This window comes from Nocardioides sp. (genome assembly GCF_036274455.1).
GTDB lineage: Bacteria > Actinomycetota > Actinomycetes > Propionibacteriales > Nocardioidaceae > Nocardioides.
In genome coordinates this window covers 15,941-34,670 of the sequence record NZ_DASUFR010000022.1, presented here as the reverse complement: position 1 = coordinate 34,670, position 18,730 = coordinate 15,941, and the positions used below count along the sequence as shown (strand labels likewise).

Annotated in this window: 19 protein-coding genes and 1 pseudogene; 8 read left to right on the top strand and 12 right to left on the bottom strand. The window is 71.2% G+C overall.

The window, feature by feature from the left end:
- Positions 1 to 19 precede the first annotated feature (19 nt).
- Positions 20 to 487: an ester cyclase gene (locus VFV89_RS01855; RefSeq protein WP_329704188.1), complete on the bottom strand. Its 468-nt coding sequence runs from the start codon at positions 485 to 487 to the stop codon at positions 20 to 22.
- A gap of 163 nt (positions 488 to 650) precedes the next feature.
- Here VFV89_RS01855 and bglX point away from each other — a divergent pair, with 163 nt between their 5' ends.
- On the top strand, positions 651 to 3,020 hold the full coding sequence (gene bglX, locus VFV89_RS01850; protein ID WP_329704187.1) for a beta-glucosidase BglX: 2,370 nt from the start codon (positions 651 to 653) through the stop codon (positions 3,018 to 3,020).
- A 3-nt stretch (positions 3,021 to 3,023) separates the two neighbouring features.
- On the opposite strand, the gene VFV89_RS01845 is transcribed toward bglX, so the two are convergent.
- Complete coding sequence (locus VFV89_RS01845; protein WP_329704186.1) at positions 3,024 to 3,662, bottom strand: hypothetical protein; 639 nt, start codon at positions 3,660 to 3,662, stop codon at positions 3,024 to 3,026.
- Between the two features lie 23 nt (positions 3,663 to 3,685).
- Between VFV89_RS01845 and deoC the strand changes: the two genes are divergently transcribed.
- The 3 genes from deoC to VFV89_RS01830 are packed head-to-tail and all read left to right on the top strand — an operon-like array spanning position 3,686 to position 6,957.
- A complete protein-coding gene (gene deoC / locus VFV89_RS01840; RefSeq protein ID WP_329704185.1) occupies positions 3,686 to 4,654 on the top strand; it encodes a deoxyribose-phosphate aldolase in 969 nt (322 codons plus the stop codon).
- Positions 4,655 to 4,657: 3 nt separating this feature from the next.
- Entirely contained in the window at positions 4,658 to 6,091 is a 1,434-nt protein-coding gene (locus tag VFV89_RS01835; protein ID WP_329704184.1) for an aldehyde dehydrogenase family protein, read from the top strand.
- A complete protein-coding gene (locus tag VFV89_RS01830) occupies positions 6,088 to 6,957 on the top strand; it encodes an aldehyde dehydrogenase family protein (RefSeq protein WP_329704183.1) in 870 nt (289 codons plus the stop codon). Before VFV89_RS01835 ends, VFV89_RS01830 begins: the two co-directional genes overlap by 4 nt.
- On the opposite strand, the gene VFV89_RS01825 is transcribed toward VFV89_RS01830, so the two are convergent.
- A complete protein-coding gene (locus tag VFV89_RS01825) occupies positions 6,954 to 7,415 on the bottom strand; it encodes a hypothetical protein (RefSeq protein ID WP_329704182.1) in 462 nt (153 codons plus the stop codon). The two genes, VFV89_RS01830 and VFV89_RS01825, sit on opposite strands and share 4 nt — an antisense overlap.
- Positions 7,416 to 7,457: 42 nt before the next feature.
- Here VFV89_RS01825 and VFV89_RS01820 point away from each other — a divergent pair, with 42 nt between their 5' ends.
- The 3 genes from VFV89_RS01820 to VFV89_RS01810 are packed head-to-tail and all read left to right on the top strand — an operon-like array spanning position 7,458 to position 8,991.
- On the top strand, positions 7,458 to 8,057 hold the full coding sequence (locus VFV89_RS01820; protein WP_329704181.1) for an ATP-binding protein: 600 nt from the start codon (positions 7,458 to 7,460) through the stop codon (positions 8,055 to 8,057).
- The gene (locus tag VFV89_RS01815) at positions 8,054 to 8,599 is read left to right on the top strand and encodes a hypothetical protein (RefSeq protein ID WP_329704180.1); all 546 of its coding nucleotides are present in this window, start codon (positions 8,054 to 8,056) and stop codon (positions 8,597 to 8,599) included. The genes VFV89_RS01820 and VFV89_RS01815 overlap by 4 nt, the downstream gene beginning before the upstream one ends.
- Positions 8,596 to 8,991 (top strand): VOC family protein, encoded by a 396-nt coding sequence (locus VFV89_RS01810; RefSeq protein WP_329704179.1) that lies wholly within the window; start codon positions 8,596 to 8,598, stop codon positions 8,989 to 8,991. The genes VFV89_RS01815 and VFV89_RS01810 overlap by 4 nt, the downstream gene beginning before the upstream one ends.
- Here VFV89_RS01810 and VFV89_RS01805 read toward each other — a convergent pair.
- The 4 genes from VFV89_RS01805 to VFV89_RS01790 form a co-directional block, all read right to left on the bottom strand.
- Complete coding sequence (locus VFV89_RS01805) at positions 8,984 to 10,354, bottom strand: FAD/NAD(P)-binding protein (RefSeq protein ID WP_329704178.1); 1,371 nt, start codon at positions 10,352 to 10,354, stop codon at positions 8,984 to 8,986. The genes VFV89_RS01810 and VFV89_RS01805 overlap by 8 nt on opposite strands.
- A gap of 253 nt (positions 10,355 to 10,607) precedes the next feature.
- Positions 10,608 to 11,933: a hypothetical protein gene (locus tag VFV89_RS01800; protein ID WP_329704177.1), complete on the bottom strand. Its 1,326-nt coding sequence runs from the start codon at positions 11,931 to 11,933 to the stop codon at positions 10,608 to 10,610.
- Positions 11,927 to 12,469: a SigE family RNA polymerase sigma factor gene (locus tag VFV89_RS01795; RefSeq protein ID WP_329704176.1), complete on the bottom strand. Its 543-nt coding sequence runs from the start codon at positions 12,467 to 12,469 to the stop codon at positions 11,927 to 11,929. The genes VFV89_RS01800 and VFV89_RS01795 overlap by 7 nt, the downstream gene beginning before the upstream one ends.
- A 51-nt stretch (positions 12,470 to 12,520) precedes the next feature.
- On the bottom strand, positions 12,521 to 13,624 hold the full coding sequence (locus VFV89_RS01790; RefSeq protein ID WP_414690338.1) for an adenosine deaminase: 1,104 nt from the start codon (positions 13,622 to 13,624) through the stop codon (positions 12,521 to 12,523).
- 36 nt (positions 13,625 to 13,660) lie between these two features.
- On the opposite strand from VFV89_RS01790, the gene VFV89_RS01785 reads away from it, so the two are divergent.
- Entirely contained in the window at positions 13,661 to 14,113 is a 453-nt protein-coding gene (locus tag VFV89_RS01785) for a MaoC family dehydratase (protein WP_329704174.1), read from the top strand.
- Here VFV89_RS01785 and VFV89_RS01780 read toward each other — a convergent pair.
- The 5 genes and pseudogenes from VFV89_RS01780 to VFV89_RS01760 form a co-directional block, all read right to left on the bottom strand.
- Positions 14,106 to 14,660, bottom strand: coding sequence for a TerD family protein (locus VFV89_RS01780; protein ID WP_329704173.1), 555 nt, complete (start codon positions 14,658 to 14,660; stop codon positions 14,106 to 14,108). The genes VFV89_RS01785 and VFV89_RS01780 overlap by 8 nt on opposite strands.
- Positions 14,657 to 15,946 carry a thymidine phosphorylase gene (locus tag VFV89_RS01775; RefSeq protein WP_329704172.1) on the bottom strand — a complete coding sequence of 430 codons (1,290 nt, stop codon included), beginning with the start codon at positions 15,944 to 15,946 and terminating at the stop codon, positions 14,657 to 14,659. The genes VFV89_RS01780 and VFV89_RS01775 overlap by 4 nt, the downstream gene beginning before the upstream one ends.
- Positions 15,946 to 17,103 (bottom strand): cytochrome P450, encoded by a 1,158-nt coding sequence (locus VFV89_RS01770; protein ID WP_329704171.1) that lies wholly within the window; start codon positions 17,101 to 17,103, stop codon positions 15,946 to 15,948. Before VFV89_RS01770 ends, VFV89_RS01775 begins: the two co-directional genes overlap by 1 nt.
- Positions 17,075 to 17,743 (bottom strand): cytidine deaminase, encoded by a 669-nt coding sequence (locus tag VFV89_RS01765; RefSeq protein ID WP_329704229.1) that lies wholly within the window; start codon positions 17,741 to 17,743, stop codon positions 17,075 to 17,077. Before VFV89_RS01765 ends, VFV89_RS01770 begins: the two co-directional genes overlap by 29 nt.
- A pseudogene (locus VFV89_RS01760) lies at positions 17,716 to 18,660 on the bottom strand (ABC transporter permease); the annotation flags it as partial. The pseudogene VFV89_RS01760 and the gene VFV89_RS01765, both read right to left, overlap by 28 nt.
- Positions 18,661 to 18,730: the final 70 nt, after the last annotated feature.

The window sequence follows — 18,730 nt, the reverse complement described above, 5'->3', positions numbered from 1 at the left end:
GAGGCCCGGCAGGGCGGCATCACGAGCGGGCCGGCGGCCAGAGCCCGAGCTGGCGCAGCTGACCGGCGACGTCGACGACGCCGGCGATCTCGACGACTCGGCCCTGGTCGACCCGGAAGCTGAACATCTCGCCGTACGTCAGCCGGGTCCCGGTCCCGGCCCGCCCCAGGTAGACGCCGCGATGGGTGCCTCGGACGGTGTTGCGGGCGACCACCCGGTCACCCTCGGCGACCAGCTCCTCGATCGTGACGTGGATGTCCGGCAGCGCGGTCAGCAGCATCGCCCACACCTGCTTGAGGGCCTCGGCACCCGTCCCGGCCACGGGCAACGGCGTCGTGTTGTGCACCTCCGGGTCGACGACCTGGTCGATCACGGAGGCGATCAGGTCGATGTCGTGGCTGTTCGCTGCGTCGCACAGCCGCGTGACGATCGCCTTGTTCTGCTCGAGCACGGCCTCGTCGACGGGTGTGGAGTGACGCGTGTCCATCGTGACTTCCTTCGGGGGTTGGGGTGCACCGCGTCCTGCGGTCCCGCATACGACGAGCCAGCCCGGTGAAGTGTGAGGAGCCAGCGCGCATGAACTCGGCGATTGTGGGTACGACGACGCTGCTCGCTGAGCCGGCGAGCATCCTTCTCGGGAGGAGCCCCCCATGGCAACGATCGGACGTCGGACGGGGGCGGTCGGCACCGCGCTCGTCCTCGCACTCACCATCGGCGGAAGCGCGCTTGCAGGCATCGGCATCGACAGGTCCAGCGACGAGCAGGCCCTGGCACCGACCCGAGCCCCTGCCAGCGCGACGATCGAGCAGAAGGTCGACAAGCTGCTCTCACAGATGACGACGCAGGAGAAGCTGCAGCAGGTGCAGCTGCTCTCCGACGGCCAGATCACCGACGCCGACGCCAAGGCGGGAGTGGGCTCGGTCTTCAGCCTCGTCGACCCCGAGCAGATCAACCACTTCCAGCACATCGCGGTCGAGCAGTCCCGGCTGCACATCCCGATCCTGTTCGCCTACGACACCATCCACGGCTACCGGACGATCTTCCCGGTCCCGCTCGGGGCGGCGAGCTCCTTCGACCCCGAGGTCGCGCAGGCCGACGCCGCGGTCGGCGCGAGGGAGTCCGCCACCGAGGGCCTCAAGCAGGTCTACAGCCCCATGGTCGACGTCTCGCACGAGCCCCGATGGGGCCGCATCGTCGAGGGCGCGGGCGAGGACCCCTACCTCGGCTCGGTGATGGCGGCCGCCCGCGTCAAGGGCGCCCAGGGCACCGACTACAGCGCTCCGGACAAGGTCGTCTCGAGCGTGAAGCACTACGTGGCCTACGGCGAGCCCGAGGGCGGCCGCGACTACAACACCACCGACATGTCGGAGTCCCGGCTCCGCAACTTCTACCTGCCGCCGTTCAAGGCGGCCATCGACGCCGGAGCCGACACCGTCATGTGCTCCTTCAACGCGATCAACGGCGTGCCCGGCTGTGCCAACAAGTACACCGAGACCGACATCCTGAAGAAGGAGTGGCGCTTCGACGGCTTCGTCGAGAGCGACTACACCGCGGTTGCCGAGCTGCGCGCCTGCCCGCCGGTCGAGCCGGACAGCGGCCCGTGCGGCCACGGCGTCGCGGCCGACGGCCCCGAGGCGGGCGCCGCGGCGCTGATGGCGGGCACCGACTCCGAGATGGTCAGCACCAACATCCGCGACTACGGCCAGCAGCTGCTCGCCGACCACCAGATCACGATGTCGCGGCTCGACGACGCCGTCCGCCGGATCCTGCGCGTGAAGTTCCGTGCCGGGCTGTTCGACCACCCGTACGTCGACGTCACCACGGCGAGCGACCCCGCGAGCTACGGCCGGCCCGAGGACCTGGCGAAGAGCCGCTGGGCGGCGAGCCGGTCGATGGTGCTGCTGAAGAACGACGGGCAGCCGCTGCCGCTCGATCCGAGCAAGTCGACGGCGCTGATCGGCCCGCTGGGGGCGACGGTCGACGAGATGCTCGGCCCGTGGTCCGGACGGGGCACCGATCCCCTGGCTCCGAAGTTCGTGACCCTCTTCGACGGACTGAAGGCGGCCAGCTCGGCCCCGGTCACCTACACCGCGGCCTGCAACCTGGCGCACAACTTCGACCCGCCGAACAACGCCAACCCGCCGATCACCCCCGACGAGGAGGTGTGCGCCGGGCCGGGTGACGACGGGACCACGATCCAGGACGCGGTCACCGCCGCCGACAACGCCGACCAGGTGGTGCTCGCCCTCGGTGAGAGCGCCTTCATGAGCGGCGAGGCCAACAGCCGCAGCCAGCTCGACCTCCCGGGCCACCAGGAGGAGCTGCTGGACGCGGTCGCGGCCACCGGCAAGCCCGTGGTGGTCGTGCTGTTCAACGGCCATCCGCTCGACCTGACCGCCGTCCAGGACAAGGCGGCGGCGATCCTCGAAGCGTGGTTCCCGGGCACCGAGGGCGGCAACGCGGTCGCCGACGTGCTCTACGGGAAGGTCGACCCGGGTGGCAAGCTCCCGGTCTCGATGCCACGGGGCGTGGGCACGGTGCCCTACTACTACAACCACGAGCCGACCGGCCGCCCGTGTGACGCGACGTTCAAGTGGAACTCCCGCTACCGCGACCAGTCGACCTGCCAGCCGCTCTACCCGTTCGGCTACGGGCTCAGCTACACCTCGTTCGACGTCTCCAACCTCAAGCTGAGCCGCTCGAGCGTCGGGCGCAACGGCACCGTCACGGTCACCATGGACGTCAAGAACACCGGTGAGCGCGCCGGCGACGACGTCGTGCAGATGTACATCCACGACCCGGTCGCGAGCATCTCCCAGCCGGTCCGCCGGCTGCGGGGCTTCCAGCGCGTGTCGCTGGAGTCCGGAGAGTCCACGACCGTGACGTTCACCCTCGACAAGAGCGACTTCGGCTTCTACGACAACCGCGGCAAGTTCGTCGTGGAGCCGGGGACGATCGAGGTCTACGGCGGGGACTCGTCCGCCGCGGCGATGGAGAGGTCCTTCACCGTGACCCGGTGAGAGTCAGCCGACGACCAGGCTGACGACGAGGAACACCGCGACCACCGCGAGGATCGCGATCGCCGGCCAGGACGGCACGCGCCGGACCTGCTTGGCCAGCTCGTCGGCCTCGGGCGAGTACCTCTTCACACCACGCCTCATGCGGTCCTCGTTGATCAGCTCCCGGACCCGGAGCTCGACGAAGTCGGCGTAGTGCATCCCGGGCTCGGGGACCTTCGCCAGCTCGCCGCGCAGCCCACCGACCTGCTGACGGGCCTGCTCGACCGACGACCCCTTCAGCGCCGAGCGCATGCTCCGGCCCACACCGGAGCAGATGTAGCGCTGGCCACCGGCCCGGACCGCCATCACCTGGCGGACCGCCACCTCGTCGATCGAGGCCAGCGGCAGGTACGTCGTGGTGACCATGTTCTGGAGCACGAGCTCGTGGTTCTGCACCCGGACCCGCGGCCGGACGGTGCTGATCCACACGATCGCGCCCCCGAGCAGCGCGAGCGCGGGCACCCAGAGCGCCACGCGGTGGATGTCGATCGCCCACGCCAGGATGAACGCCAGCGCGACGAGACCGGCGACGACTGCCGTCACCGTGCCGCCGTTGGGTGCGAACTTCTCTACTGCGGGCTCGCTCGCCTCGGTGCGAGTCACCGGACCACCCTATGCTGGAGGGCATGGTCGCAACCGATCCCGAGGTCGAGACGAGACCGATCCGTGACCTGGACGTCACCGGGTCGGATTCCTCGCTGCGGCGCTTCCTGCACGGCCTCCCGGGGGTCGACCAGGTGGGTGCCGAGCAACGTGCCGCACAGCTGAGCACCCGTTCGATCAAGACCTCCGCCAAGGCCTACGCCCTGGACCTGGCGATCTCGATGGTCGACCTGACCACCCTGGAGGGCCAGGACACCGAGGGGAAGGTGCGTTCGCTGGCCGCCAAGGCCATGCACCCGGACCCGTCGGACCCGACCTGCCCCCCGACCGCGGCCGTCTGCGTCTACGGCGACCTCGTGGCCACGGCCAAGGAGGCGCTCAAGGGAAGCAACGTCAAGGTGGCCGCGGTCGCGACGGCGTTCCCCAGCGGTCGGGCGGCGATGGACGTCAAGATCGCCGACACCCGCGACGCCGTGGAGGCGGGGGCCGACGAGATCGACATGGTCATCGACCGCGGTGCCTTCCTGGCCGGCCGCTACCTCGAGGTGTTCGAGGAGATCGCCCAGGTCCGCGAGGCCTGTGGCCCGGCGCACCTGAAGGTGATCCTCGAGACCGGTGAGCTCCAGACCTATGACAACGTCCGCCGCGCGTCGTGGCTGGCGATGCTGGCCGGCGGCCACTTCATCAAGACCTCGACGGGCAAGGTGCAGCCGGCGGCCACCCTGCCGGTCACGCTGGTGATGCTCGAGGCGGTCCGCGACTTCCGCGAGGCCACGGGGACGATGATCGGCGTCAAGCCGGCCGGCGGCATCCGCACCGCCAAGGACGCCGTGAAGTACCTCGTCACCGTCAACGAGGTGACGGGTCCCGACTGGCTCGACCCGGACTGGTTCCGGTTCGGCGCCTCCACGCTGCTCAACGACCTGCTGATGCAGCGGATGAAACTCAAGACCGGCCGCTACTCCGGCCACGACTACGTCACGGTGGACTGAGACATGGCTGCATCGTCGCAGAAGTTCGAGTACGCCCCGGCCCCTGAGTCGCGGTCGATCGTCGACATCAAGCCGTCCTACGGCCTGTTCATCGACGGCGACTTCGTCGACGGGCACGGCAAGGCGTTCAAGACCGTCAACCCGGCCTCGGAGGAGGTGCTGGCCGAGGTCGCCGAGGCCGACGACAACGACGTCGACCTGGCCGTCAAGGCCGCCCGCCGGGCCCACCGCGGCTGGTCCCGGATGCCCGGCTCGGAGCGCGCGAAGTACCTCTACCGCATCGCCCGGATCATCGCCGAGCGGTCCCGCGAGCTCGCCGTGCTCGAGTCCATCGACAACGGCAAGCCGATCAAGGAGTCGCGCGACGTCGACGTACCCATCGTCTCGGCGCACTTCTTCTACTACGCCGGCTGGGCGGACAAGCTGAAGTACGCAGGCTTCGGGGAGCAGTCCCTGGGGGTCGCGGCGCAGGTGATCCCCTGGAACTTCCCGCTGCTGATGCTGGCCTGGAAGATCGCGCCGGCCCTGGCGTGCGGCAACACGGTCGTGCTGAAGCCGGCCGAGACGACCCCGCTGACCGCACTTCTGTTCGCGGAGATCTGCCAGCAGGCTGACCTGCCGCCGGGCGTGGTCAACATCGTCACCGGCGCCGGCGGCACCGGTCAGGCGCTGGTCGGCCACCCCGACGTGGACAAGGTCGCGTTCACCGGGTCGACCGAGGTCGGCAAGGCCATCGCCCGCACCGTTGCCGGGTCGCACAAGCGCGTGACGCTCGAGCTCGGGGGCAAGGCCGCCAACATCGTCTTCGACGACGCCCCGCTCGACCAGGCGGTCGAGGGCATCGTCAACGGGATCTTCTTCAACCAGGGCCACGTGTGCTGCGCCGGCTCCCGGCTGCTGGTGCAGGAGTCGGTGGCCGAGGACGTGCTCCACCGGCTCAAGCGCCGGATGGCGACGCTGCGGGTCGGCGACCCGCTGGACAAGAACACCGACATCGGGGCCATCAACTCCGCCGAGCAGCTGGCCCGCATCCGCGAGCTGTCCGACATCGGCGAGGCGGAGGGTGCCGAGCGCTGGTCGGCGCCGTGCGAGCTCCCCTCGCACGGCTACTGGTTCCCGCCGACGCTGTTCACCGACGTCACCGCGGCGCACCGGATCGCCCGCGAGGAGATCTTCGGCCCGGTGCTGTCCGTGCTCACCTTCCGCACGCCGAGCGAGGCGGTCGCCAAGGCCAACAACACGCCCTACGGCCTCTCCGCCGGGGTCTGGACCGACAAGGGCTCGCGGATCCTGCAGGTCGCCAACCAGCTGCGCGCCGGTGTGGTGTGGGCCAACACGTTCAACAAGTTCGACCCGGCCAGCCCGTTCGGCGGCTACAAGGAGTCGGGCTACGGCCGCGAGGGCGGCAAGCACGGGCTGGAGGCGTACCTCAGGTGAGCAGGGCAGATGTTCGCAAGACCTACAAGCTCTACATCGGGGGCGCCTTCCCCCGCTCGGAGTCGGGGCACTCCTACGTCGTCAACGACGCCAAGGGGAAATTCCTGGCCAACGCGGCCCTCGCCTCGCGCAAGGACGCGCGCGACGCCGTCGTCGCCGCCCGCTCGGCCTTCCCGGGCTGGGCGGCCCGGACGGCCTACAACCGGGGTCAGGTGGTCTACCGCATCGCCGAGGTGATGGAGGACCGCCGGCCTCAGTTCGTCGACGCGCTGCAGTCCTCGGAGGGCCTCACGTCGCGACAGGCCTCGGGCGTGCTCGACGCCGCCGTCGACCGGCTGGTCTGGTACGCCGGGTGGGCCGACAAGCTGACCCAGGTGGTCGGCAACGCCAACCCCGTGGCGGGGCCGTTCTTCAACCTGTCGACGCCCGAGCCGACCGGTGTGGTCGCGGTGCTGGCGCCGCAGTCATCGTCCCTGCTCGGTCTCGTCTCGGTCGTCGCGCCGGTGATCGTCTCGGGCAACACGTGTGTCGTCGTGTCGTCCTACGAGCGCCCGCTCCCCGCGGTGACCTTCTCCGAGGTGCTGGCCACCTCCGACGTGCCGGGTGGGGTCGTCAACGTCCTGACCGGTTCGGCCGAGACCGTCGGGCCGTGGCTGGCCTCGCACATGGACGTCAACGCGATCGACCTGTGCGGGCTGGCCGGGTCCGACGAGCTCGCGGCAGAGCTCGAGGTGGCCGCGGCCGAGAACCTCAAGCGGGTCCGCCGCGCACCCGCCGCGGAGCCGGACTGGACCGAGGAGCCGGAGCTGTCGTCGATGACCGACTACCTCGAGACCAAGACCGTCTGGCACCCGATCGGCGTCTAGGCGAGCAGCTGGGCCACCGCCGCGCGGATCTTGTCCCGGTCGGTGCCGGAGACGACCGTCACCGTCACCTGGGTGACCCGGTCACCGCTCCGCTTCACCAGCACCTTGGTCTGCCCGACGTCGCCGGCAGGCTCGACGGCGCACGCGGTCACGTCGCCCAGCCAGGGCGCGGGCCGGCCCGGTGCGACGCCGCCGGAGCGGTTGAGGGTCCGGCAGAGCCTGTCGTAGTCACCGGTCCGGTCGCGGACCTCGACGTACCCCTCCTCGCTCTCGCGATGACAGCCGCTGACGGTGGCCTCCGCCGCCTTGGGGGGCGACCAGCCGAGGGTGCCGAAGACGGCGTCGGGGATGCGGTCGGCGCAGTCGGCGTCCGTGGTCCTGCCCGAACCGGGCTCGTCCTCGCCCTGGTCGCCCGAGCACGCGGTGAGCGCCAGGAGCAGCATGAGGACAGCAGCCACCCGAGTTCTCATGCGCCGAGAGTGCCACGGCATGATGTGCAGGTGCCTGCACGGGTGATCGTCCTGGCCGGGCCCTCGGGCTCGGGCAAGTCGCACCTCGCCGAACGGCTGGGACTACCGATCCTCCGTCTCGACGACTTCTACCGCGACGGCTCGGACCCGGCCCTCCCCCGGATCACCTCCGGCGCCAACGCCGGCCTCGTCGACTGGGACGACCCCGCCTCGTGGCTGTGCTCCGAGGCCGTCGACGCGCTGACCACCCTCTGCCGCACGGGCGTCGTCGAGACCCCCGTCTACGACATCGCGCACGACGGTCGCAACGGCTACCGGAAGCTCTCCCTCGACGGGTCGCCACTGTTCGTGGCCGAGGGGATCTTCGCCCACCACGTGGTGGCGCCGCTGCGGGAGGCGGGGCTGCTCGCGGCGGCGTACTGCCTGCGCCAGCACCCTGCCGTCACGTTCTGGCGGCGGCTCACCCGCGACCTGCGCGAGCACCGCAAGCCGCCACTGGTCCTGCTCCGTCGCGGCCTGGCGCTCGCGCGCGACCAGCGCCGGCTGGTCGCCGACGCGGTCTCGCTCGGGTGCCTCCCCGTCTCCGCCGACGAGGCGTTCCGCCTGGTCCAGGCCCTCCCGGTGTCGTGAACCTCGACGCCATCCACGGCCTCACCCAGCCCGACCAGCGCAGCTGCGGGCCGTCGTCGCTGGTGGCCGCCCACATGGTGCTCGACCCCGCCTACCGTCCCGCGTCGTTCTCCAGGGAGGTGCTGGACCTGCACCGGTCGCTGACCTCGGCGTCGTACGCCGGCCGCGCCCAGCTCCCGTGGCCGCGCGCGCTCGGCACGCCGCCGTGGGCCGTGGCCCACGCCATGCAGTCCTACGCCGGTGTCCCCTACCGCACGCGCGTGGTCCGGCTCGGCTCCCACGACACGGTCTTCTCGGCCGTGGTGGCGGCGCTGGCCGACGGCCGCCCGTGCCCGCTCTACGTCGGCTCCACCTGGCTGCCCCGGCACGTCGTCCTGGCCGTCGAGCCCTCCCCTCAGGGGGTCCTGGTCTACAACCCCGGTCGCGGTTCGATCAACGAGCTCACGCGCGAGTCGTTCGTGGCCGGTGCGCTGAAGATCTTCGGTCGGTGGACCCACCCGTGGTTCGTCGTGCTGCCAGGTGAGGAAGGCCGGCAGGCGTGAAGGAGATCGACCGCATCGACCACCTGGTGCTCACGGTGGCAGACCTCGACCGGACCGTGGCGTTCTACACCTCCGTGCTCGGCATGGGCGTCACGACCTTCGGGGAAGGTCGCATGGCGCTGACCTTCGGCGGGACGAAGCTCAACCTGCACCAGGCGGGCCACGAGTTCGAGCCGAAGGCGCTCCGGCCGACTCCCGGCAGCGTCGACCTGTGCCTCGTCGTCGACGACAGCATCGAGGCGATCGCCGCGGGGCTCACCGAGCGCGGTGCCGAGATCGTCGAGGGCCCGGTGGCGCGCACCGGCGCCCGGGGACCCATCCTCAGCTGCTACGTCCGCGACCCCGACGGCAACCTGGTCGAGGTCTGCACCTACCGGCCGGGCGTCACCTGAGCTCGGCCAGCCGGGCCACGCCGGGGCCGGCCGCCGCCTGGAGCCGCGCCTGGGCCACGTCCAGCTCGGGCGAGCCAGCGTGGTCGGGCGGCACGCGCGACGGGTTGAGCGCCACCCGGTTGGCCCACTCGCGGACGTCGGGCTCGGCGTTGAACGCGGCCGCGTTGCGCAGCCCGTGGACGTTCATGGCGGCCCACTGGACCAGGGAGTTGGGGTAGGGAGACGGCGCGGCGATCGCGTTCTTGGCCTCGTCGGGGGCGCCACGCCGGGTCCCCTCGACGTAGCCGATGAGTGCGGCGCCGAAGCAGGGAAAGCCGGCCCGCACCGGCTGGAGCGTGATGACGGAGCTCTGCCAGATCGGGAGCAGCGGAGGGTTCTTCAGCCCGTCGGCGGCGCAGTTGACCACCACGGCGTCGGCGGCGGTGCCGACCGCGCCGTCGGTCAGCTCCAGCCGTCCGGGACGCACCGCGACGAGGTGGCCGAGCCGCACCACGTTGGTGATCGACCGGAGCAGCTCCAGCTCCCAGATCCCGAGCGTCGGGGTCTTGGCCATGGTCGGTGTGACGGTCCGGTCGACCCGGAGCATGATCCCGGCCTCCTCCAGCGCCACGAACAGCGAGTCGAGCGACTCGGCCGCGGCGGCGGCCTCCATCATCGTCGCCACCATCGCGAGGAAGATCTCGGGCGACGGCTGGATCAGGGCCCGGTTGAGCATCCACGGGTCGCGAGGGCGCACCCAACAGACGGCGTCCGGGTCCACGCCGCGGCCGAGCAGCCACACGATGGCGTCTGTCGCGGTCTTGCCGGAGCCGACGACGACGTACTGGCTCGGCGCCTCCTCCATGCGCACCAGGTCGTTGACCGGGACGACCCGGGCGCCCGGCTCGACCTCGAACCGCGGCGGCATCTCGGCCACGATGTCGGGGGCCAGGTAGCGCGCGTCCACCACCCGGCAGCGCTCCGGCACGTCGAACCGCTGCCCCGAGATGCGGGACCGGACGGTTCTCTCCCCGTCGTACTCACAGCCCGGGTGGAAGCTGACCCGGCCCGACCCGACCATCCGCTCGGACAGCACCTTGTCGTAGTACGCCACGATCGCCGGCTGCCCCGCGCGCTCGTGCAACCCCGCCTCCGGCCCGGTGACCTGCACCGAGCCGCCCAGCACCGTCGAGGCGACGCCGTAGAAGGTCGAGGCCTGGTGCAGCCGCACGAACGGGTAGGCCGCCAGCCAGTGGCCGCCCACCCCGTGCCGGCGGTCGACGAGGGCGACCCGCACGTCGGCGTGGTCGACCAGCGCGTCGGTGAACGCCATCCCCATGGCACCGGCTCCCACCACCAGGTAGTCGACGTCGAGGACGGTCATGCGGCACACCGTAGCCAGAAGTCGTCGAGAAGGTCAGGGTGAGCAACGCTTGGGCCTACCCCGGGTGCCAAGGCTGCAGAGGCTTCGAGGGTCAGGCGCAGAACGCCTTCCCACCTCAGCCACCGTGCCGGTGACGGTCCATGACGGTGGCTGAGGTGCGAGGCGCCCCGCGCCTGCCCTGAGGTGCGAGCGAAGCGAGCCTCGAAGGGCCGAGCCTCGAAGCCTGGTGAGCCGGGGCTGGGGCTGCAGTGCCTCAGTCGAGCAGCTTCGCCAGCCAGGTGGTCTGGCCCTTCCCGTGGTTGACCGGCGTGCCGTAGAGGAACATCCCGTCCGGTGCCCCGCCGCCGGAGCCATACCGGCTGAAGCCCTCGCTCACCCGCAGCAGCCGGTCGGCGGCCAGGTCGTAGACGTAGGTCCCCCCGAGCTTCGGCTGGTACGCCGTCATCGTGACCAGGCTGCTGCCCGGGCCGGCCAGCGCGCCGTCGACGCCGTTGTCCTGGAGCGTCACGACCTGGTCGCCGTCGGTCGTGAGGATCTGGACGCGGTCGTCCCGGACGCCATCGGCGTACGTGCCGCAGTACTCGCTCATCACGATCCGGTCCCCGGTGGCACCGAAGGAGAGGACATTGCACTTCTCCCCCTCCTGCGGGTCGAACGAGTGCTCCTCGTCGGTCGCCAGCGAGCGGACGTGCACCCGGCCGGGATCGCCACCGCTGCGGTCGGTCCACACCATCGAACCCTGGGTGAAGGCGACGTCACCCACGGTCATGCCCTCGTCGCGGACGTCGGAGCTGTCGGTGAGCGACACCGACCAGAGGTGGTAGGTGTCGCCCTCGGCGTCCGCGTCGTCGGCCTCGCCGTCCGGCCCGGTCGGCCACCCACCCGGAGGGGGCTGTCCGACGGAGGCGGGTACCCGCAGATAGAGCCGGCCGTCGTGCGGGACGAAGGAGAACGGCTCGGCGGCCTTCGGCAACCCGGGCCAGCTCATCGTGGTCCACTGCCGGCCGGCACGGTCGAAGACGTAGGTGACGAAGCGGCTGCTCCGGCTGTCGACACCGGCGAGCACCAGCCGGTCGGCGCCCAGCTCGACCGGCCAGGTCTGGGCCCAGCCGATGTCGAGGTCGGGAAGCCAGTCCTTGGCGCCGGTGGCGGGGTCCATCAGCGCGAACCGCGGGGTCGGCTGCGCCTCCCGCGGACCGTCGCGGAAGAGGACCAGGCCGTCGTCGGTGACGCCGTCGAAGTACTGCCCGTTGTCGCGGTCGAGGTTCTGGTTCGTGAACGACGCGAGCACCTCGTAGTCGCGACCCGTCACCGCCTGTGTCGCGTCGGCCAGCCGGATCGTGGGCGCATCGGGTTTCGGGGGATGCGCTGCCTCGGCGACGCGGCCGGAGCCGCCCGGTCCGCCGATCCCGACGGCCACGACAGCGCCGGCCGCCAGCGCTGCCGTGCAGCCGAGCAGGGCAGTACGCCGGCGCCTGACCCGCCGGCGCCCGGCCGGCACCAGGGCATCGAGGTCGAGCCGGTCCGGCGGCGGAGCGGCGACGTTGTCCCGCATCAGCTGCTTGAGGTCGTTCACCACGGGAAGCTCCTCTCTCCGGCCACGACGAGCTCCTCGCGCGACTCGTCCTCGAACATCGCGCGCAGCGACGCGAGCGCCCTCGAGGTCTGGCTCTTGACGGTTCCCTCGCTGCACCCGAGCACGGCCGCCGTCTCGCGGACGTCCAGCTCCTCGAAGTAGCGCAGCACCACGCACGCCCGCTGCCGCTCGGGCAGCCGGGCCAGCGCAGCCATCAGGGCGTCGCGGTCGGCGACCGCCGACGCGAGGTCCTCGCCCGACACCCGCTCGCCGGGCTCGGGCACGGGCCGCTCCGAGCTCGACCGCTTGCGCCTGGCGTCCAGGAAGGCGCTGACCACCGCCTTGCGTGCGTAGGCGACCTCGCCGCCCTGCCGCACCAGCCGGGGCCAGGCGACGTACACCCGGAGGAGCCCCTCCTGGACGTGGTCGGAGGCGCGGTGCCAGTCCCCGCAGAGGAGGTAGGCCGTGCTGCGGAGCCGGGCCCGGTTCGCGGCCGCGAACTCGGTGAAGGCGGCGTCGGCGGCCGGGTCTCGCCTCATGTCTGGTTGAACGAGGTGCGAGGCAGATCGGTTGCACCTGCCCGGCAGGGGTCAGACGTCCGCGGCCAGCTTGGCGTAGGCCGGCTTGATCACGTCGGCGATCAGCGCCAGCCGCTCGTCGAAGGGCAGGAACGCCGACTTCATCGCGTTGACCGTGAACCACTCGAGGTCACGGACGGTGTAGCCGAACGCCTTGGCGAGGTTGGTGAACTCCGAGGTCATCGAGGTGCCGGACATCAGCCGGTTGTCCGTGTTCACCGTGACCCGGAAGCGCAGCCGGGTGAGCAGCCCGATCGGGTGATCGGCGATCGACGGCGCGGCGCCGGTCTGGACGTTGGACGCGGGGCACATCTCGAGCGGGATCCGCATGTCCCGGACGTAGGCCGCCAGCCGGCCCAGCTCGACCGAGCCGTCGCCGGCGACGGTGATGTCGTCGATGATCCGCACCCCGTGGCCCAGGCGGTCGGCCCCGCACCACTGGATGGCCTCCCAGATCGAAGGCAGCCCGAAGGCCTCGCCGGCGTGGATGGTGAAGTGGGAGTTCTCGCGCTGGAGGTACTCGAAGGCGTCGAGGTGGCGGGTGGGCGGGTAGCCGGCCTCGGCACCGGCGATGTCGAAGCCGGCCACGCCGCGGTCGCGCCAGGCGATCGACAGCTCGGCGATCTCGCGGGAGCGGGCCTGGTGGCGCATCGCGGTCAGGAGCTGGCGGACGGTGATCCCGGTGGCTGCCATCCCCTCCTCGAACCCCTCCTGGACCGCGGAGACCACCTCGTCGAGGGTGAGCCCGTTGGCGACGTGCTGCTCGGGGGCGTAGCGGATCTCGGCGTAGACCACACCGTCGGCGGCCAGGTCCTCGACGGCCTCCCGGGCGACCCGGGTCAGCCCGGAGGCGGTCTGCATGACGCCGACGGTGTGGTCGAAGGTCTCGAGGTACTTCACCAGCGAGCCGGAGTCGGCCATCGTGGTGAACCACCTGCCGAGCTCGCCGGCGTCGGACGTCGGCAGCGCGTGCCCCACCTCGGCCGCCAGCTCGACGATCGTGGCGGGCCGCAGCCCGCCGTCCAGGTGGTCGTGCAGCAGCACCTTGGGGGCCTGCTGGACCTGCTCACGGGTGACCGGCGGACCTGCACTAGGTTCGGTGAGGACGGCGCTCATGGCCGTCATCTTGTCAGGCTGTCAGGAAGGATCTACGTGCGCACCTTCACCGACGTCGCGGAGCTCGAAGCCACCGTCGGCCAGGAGATCGGGACCACCGACTGGTTCGAGGTCACCCAGGAGCGGGTCAACGCGTTCGCCGACGCCACCGACGACCACCAGTGGATCCACGTCGACGTCGAGCGCGCCAAGTCGGGCCCCTTCGGCGGGACCATCGCGCACGGCTACCTCACGCTCTCACTGATCCCGATGTTCAACACCCAGCTGATGCGGATCGAGACCACCGGCGCCCGGCTCAACTACGGGCTCAACAAGGTGCGCTTCCCCAACCCGGTCAAGGTCGGCGCGCGGATCAGGTGCACGGCGACGCTCGGCACGCTCACCGACGTCCCGGCCGGCAAGCAGATGGTCACCAACTACGTCATCGAGATCGAGGGCGAGGCCAAGCCCGCCTGCGTGGCCGAGATGGTCGTGCTGCTGCTCAGCTGACGAACCGCGTCAGCTTCGCCAGGCCCTGGGTCGGCACCGAGATCGCCACACCCTCGCCCACCGCGTGCAAGGCCCACCCCGCCGGCGTACGCCGGAGCAGCGCCAGCACCGCGCCGGTCTCCTCGATCGAGAGCGTGAGCGTGAACCGCGCCAGCTCCTCGTCGGTCTCGTCGTCGACCAGCCGGCAGTAGGCGTTGGCCACCCACTTCAGCGACTGCCCCTGGTAGCTGCTGACCAGGAACAGGATCGTGTCGACCGGGGCGTGCACACGCGCGAGGTCGACGAGGATCGACTCGTCGTCGCCCTCGCCGCTGCCCGTCTGGTTGTCGCCCTGGTGGGTCACCGACCCGTCCCGGGTCGTGAGGTTGTTGTAGAACGCGAGGTCGAACAGCTGCGAGCCCGTGAACTGCAGTGCCGTCGCGTCGAGGTCGACCTCGGGCCGGCCGGTCCGCGCCACACCGGCGCCGGCGTCCTTGTCCCAGCCGATCCCCATCCGGACCCTGGAGGCCGAGACCTCGTAGGTCTCGCCGGCCTGCAGCTGGGTCATGCCTCGACCCGGTCCAGCACGATCGGCCCGGCGGTGTACGCCGCATCCGGCTCGATGTCGTAGGCGCCGTCGAGGATCGCCAGCGCCCTCTCGAACCGGTCCGGCTCGTCGGTCAGCAGTGTCAGCAGCGGCTGGCCCGCGGTCACCGTGTCACCCGGCCGGGCGTGCCAGCGCACGCCCGCGCCCGCCTGCACGGGGTCCTCCTTGCGGGAGCGGCCGGCGCCGAGCCGCCACGCGGCGGTGCCGACGGCGAGCGCATCCAGCCGGGTCAGGACGCCGGAGGACGGGGCGAGCACGTCCTGCGACTCCTTCGCGACGGGGAGCGGCGCGTCCGGGTCGCCGTCCTGCGCCCGGATCATCTGCTTCCACCTGTCCATGGCCGAGCCGTCGGCCAACCGGTCCGCGGGGTCGACGTCGGTGATGCCGGCACCCGCCAGCATCTCGCGGGCCAGCGCCAGGGTGAGCTCCACGACGTCGACGGGGCCGCCGCCCGCCAGCACCTCGACGGACTCCTCGACCTCCATGGCGTTGCCCGCGGTCAGCCCGAGCGGCGTCGACATCTCGGTGAGCAGGGCGACCGTGTGCACGCCGGCGTCGGTGCCCAGCGCCACCATGGTCTCCGCGAGCTGCCGGGCGTGCTCGGCGTTCTTCATGAACGCGCCGGTGCCCACCTTGACGTCGAGCACGAGCGCGCCGGTGCCCTCGGCGATCTTCTTGCTCATGATCGACGAGGCGATCAACGGGATCGCCTCGACCGTGCCGGTGACGTCGCGCAGCGCGTAGAGCTTCTTGTCCGCCGGCGCCAGCTCGTCGCCGGCGGCGCAGACGACGCAGCCGACCGACTCCAGCTGGGCGAACATCTCCTGGTTGGACACCGAGGCGCGCCAGCCGGGGATGGACTCGAGCTTGTCGAGGGTGCCCCCGCTGTGGCCGAGGCCGCGCCCGGACAGCTGCGGTACGGCGGCTCCGCAGGCGGCCACCAGCGGCGCCAGCGGCAGCGTGATCTTGTCACCGACCCCGCCGGTGGAGTGCTTGTCGGTCGTGGGGCGGGACAGCCCGGAGAAGTCCATCCGCTCCCCCGAGGCGATCATCGCCGCGGTCCAGCGCGCGATCTCCGAGCGGTCCATGCCGTTGAGCAGGATCGCCATCGCAAGGGCCGACATCTGCTCGTCGGCGACCACACCGCGGGTGTAGGCGTCGACGACCCAGTCGATCTGCGCATCGGACAGCTTCTCGCCGTCTCGCTTGCGGACGATCACCTCGACGGCGCTGAACGGCTCACTCATCACGTACCTCCCACGGGAACACTATGAAATCCGCGCAGCACGAACGTCCCCCGGCTCGTCGGCTCGCCCGTCAGGTGCAACGACGGGAACGCCGACCACAGCGCGCCCAGGGACTCCGTGAGCTCCATCCGCGCCAGCGGCGCGCCGAGACAGAAGTGCACGCCGACCCCGAAGGCCACGTGGTCGTTCGGGTCCCGGTCGACGAGGAACTCGTCGGGGTCGGCAAACACTTCGGGGTCGCGGTTGGCGGACCCGAGCAGCACCGCGATCTTCTGTCCCTGCTCGACGGTGATCCCGCCGACCTCGACGGGCTCGGTCGCGGTCCGCTCGAACAGCTGCAGGGCGGAGTCGAAGCGCAGCATCTCCTCGACGCAGCGCGCCACGTCGGGCCCCGGCCGCAGCCCACGCCGCAGCATCGCGGTCAGCCCGTTGCCGAAGACGTTCACCGACGCCTCGTGGCCGGCGTTGAGGAGCAGCACCGCCGAGGCGACCATCTCGTCCTCGGAGAGCTCGGTGGCCGCCAGGTCGCTGAGCAGGTCGTCGACGGGCCGGGCCCGGCGCTCGCCGATCAGCTCGCGGACCAGCGCCGCGAAGTCGATCGCGGCGGCGACGGCGGCGTCGACGACCTCCGGGCCGGGGTCGGCTTCGTACATCCGGACGATCGCCTGCGACCACTGCCGGAGCTGGGGGACGTACGACGTGGGGACGCCGAGCAGCTCGGCGATGACCAGCACCGGCAGGGGCTCGGCGTAGTCGCCGATCACGTCGAAGCTCGCCGGATCGACCTCGGCGAGCAGCTCCTGCGCCAGCTCGCCCACGCGGGGACGCAGCCGCTCGACGTGCCCGCGGGCGAAGGCGCGCGCCACGGGGCGACGCAGCCGGGTGTGCTCCGGCGGCTCGTTCTCCATCATCTGGTTGCGGTGCAGGAGGTTGAACGGCTCGAGGTAGGCGGCCGGCTCCTTGTCCCGCCAGAGGCGACCCAGACGACGGTCGCGCTGGATGGCGCTCACCGACGCGTGGTCGAAGGCCAGCCACCGTTGCGACGGCTCGTGCCAGGCCACCGGGTGCGCCGCCCGCTCCCGGGCGAAGTGCGGGTAGGGGTCCGCGACGACGTCCGGGTCGGTCAGGTCAATCGAGGTCGTCGGCGTCGAAGGCATCCGGCAGCACCTCGGTCATCGGCTTCACGCCCGAGACGGTCCACAGCAGCATCTCGGGACCGCCGTTCTCCCACAGCAGCTGACGGCACCGTCCGCAGGGCATGATGACCTCGCCCTCGGCGTTGACGCACACCACGTGGGTCAGCCGGCCGCCGCCGGTGATGTGCAGCATCGACACCAGACCGCACTCCGCGCACAGCGCCACACCGTAGGCGGCGTTCTCGACGTTGCAGCCGGTGACGATGCGGCCGTCGTCGACCCGCCCCGCCACGCCCACCTTGTAGTGGGAGTAGGGGGCGTAGGCGTGCTCCATCGCCGCCACGGCCTCGGCGCGGAGGCCCTCCCAGTCGAAGTCCTCCGTGGAGGTCGTCAACCTGCGCTCCCCTTGCGGTAGATCTGGCCGTCGGCCGCGGGCATTCGTAGTCGTTGTGAGGCGAAGGCCAGGACGATCAGCGTGATCACGTACGGCGTCATCCGGGTGAAGTCCCCGGGGACCTCGTCGATGAGGAAGTAGACGACGCCCAGGCCGATGCCGACCACCCCGATGACCACGGCGGCCAGGCGGTCGCCGTGGCGCAGCTGGTTGAGGGCCAGGGCCAGGGCCAGGACGGCCACGGCCAGCAGCAGCGCATGGACCGATGTCCCGCCCTGCCGCAGCCCCAGGGTCTCGGTGTAGCCGAAGAGGCCCGAGCCCACGAGCAGCCCGCCCGGCCGCCAGTTGCCGAAGATCATCGCGGCCAGGCCGATGTAGCCGCGGCCGCCGGTCTGGCCGTCGCGGTAGTTGCTGGAGGCCACCATGGCCAGCACGCCGCCACCCAGCCCGGCCAGGCCACCCGAGACGAGCACCGCCACGAACTTGTAGCGGAGGACGTGCACACCGAGCGACTCGGCGGCGACCGGACTCTCGCCGCAGGACCGGAGCCGGAGGCCGAACGAGGTCCGCCACAGGACGAACCACGTGAGGATCAGCAGGCCCAGGGAGATCAGCACCAGGGAGGACAGGTTGGTGCACAGTGCCCGCAGCAGCGAGGCGAGCTGGGAGATGAAGAACGTGTCGTTGTCCTCGATGTCGCCGAGCTTGTTGCTCAGCGAGTCGATGGTGATCGTCGGTACGTCGGGGATCTTGGGCGACTGGGTGGAGCCACCGCCCGGGAGCCCCACGAAGGTGTTGGACGCGAGGTACTGGACCGCGCCCAGCGCGATGATGTTGATCGCGACACCGGAGATGATGTGGTCGACGCCGAAGATCACCGTCGCGATGGCGTGCAGCAGCCCGCCGATCATGCCCATCATGATCGCGCCGAGCACGCCCGCCCAGGCGCCGTAGTGGTAGCCGAAGTAGCCCGCTCCGTAGGTGCCGAGGATCATCATGCCCTCGAGGCCGATGTTGACCACGCCGGAGCGCTCCGACCAGAGGCCACCGAGACCGGCGAGCATGATCGGCGTCGTGGCGACGAGGGTCGCGGCGATGGTCCCGGACGACGTCAGGTCGTGGGCGCCGGTGACGTTCTCCAGCACCGCCAGGAAGAGCAGCAGCGCCGGCACCGCGGCGATCATGGCCCAGATGGGGATCCGCCGGGTCGTGGGCGGAGGCGCGACAACGGGCGGCGGGGCCGTGGTGGCCGGG

Excerpts from the sequence above, each read along its gene's own strand:
- VFV89_RS01855 (WP_329704188.1), bottom strand. The coding sequence starts at position 487 with ATGGACACGCGTCACTCCACACCCGTCGACGAGGCCGTGCTCGAGCAG.
- bglX (WP_329704187.1), top strand. The coding sequence starts at position 651 with ATGGCAACGATCGGACGTCGGACGGGGGCGGTCGGCACCGCGCTCGTC.
- deoC (WP_329704185.1), top strand. The coding sequence starts at position 3,686 with ATGGTCGCAACCGATCCCGAGGTCGAGACGAGACCGATCCGTGACCTG.
- VFV89_RS01835 (WP_329704184.1), top strand. The coding sequence starts at position 4,658 with ATGGCTGCATCGTCGCAGAAGTTCGAGTACGCCCCGGCCCCTGAGTCG.
- VFV89_RS01805 (WP_329704178.1), bottom strand. The coding sequence starts at position 10,354 with ATGACCGTCCTCGACGTCGACTACCTGGTGGTGGGAGCCGGTGCCATG.
- VFV89_RS01795 (WP_329704176.1), bottom strand. The coding sequence starts at position 12,469 with ATGAGGCGAGACCCGGCCGCCGACGCCGCCTTCACCGAGTTCGCGGCC.
- VFV89_RS01790 (WP_414690338.1), bottom strand. The coding sequence starts at position 13,624 with ATGAGCGCCGTCCTCACCGAACCTAGTGCAGGTCCGCCGGTCACCCGT.
- VFV89_RS01780 (WP_329704173.1), bottom strand. The coding sequence starts at position 14,660 with ATGACCCAGCTGCAGGCCGGCGAGACCTACGAGGTCTCGGCCTCCAGG.
- VFV89_RS01775 (WP_329704172.1), bottom strand. The coding sequence starts at position 15,946 with ATGAGTGAGCCGTTCAGCGCCGTCGAGGTGATCGTCCGCAAGCGAGAC.
- VFV89_RS01770 (WP_329704171.1), bottom strand. The coding sequence starts at position 17,103 with ATGCCTTCGACGCCGACGACCTCGATTGACCTGACCGACCCGGACGTC.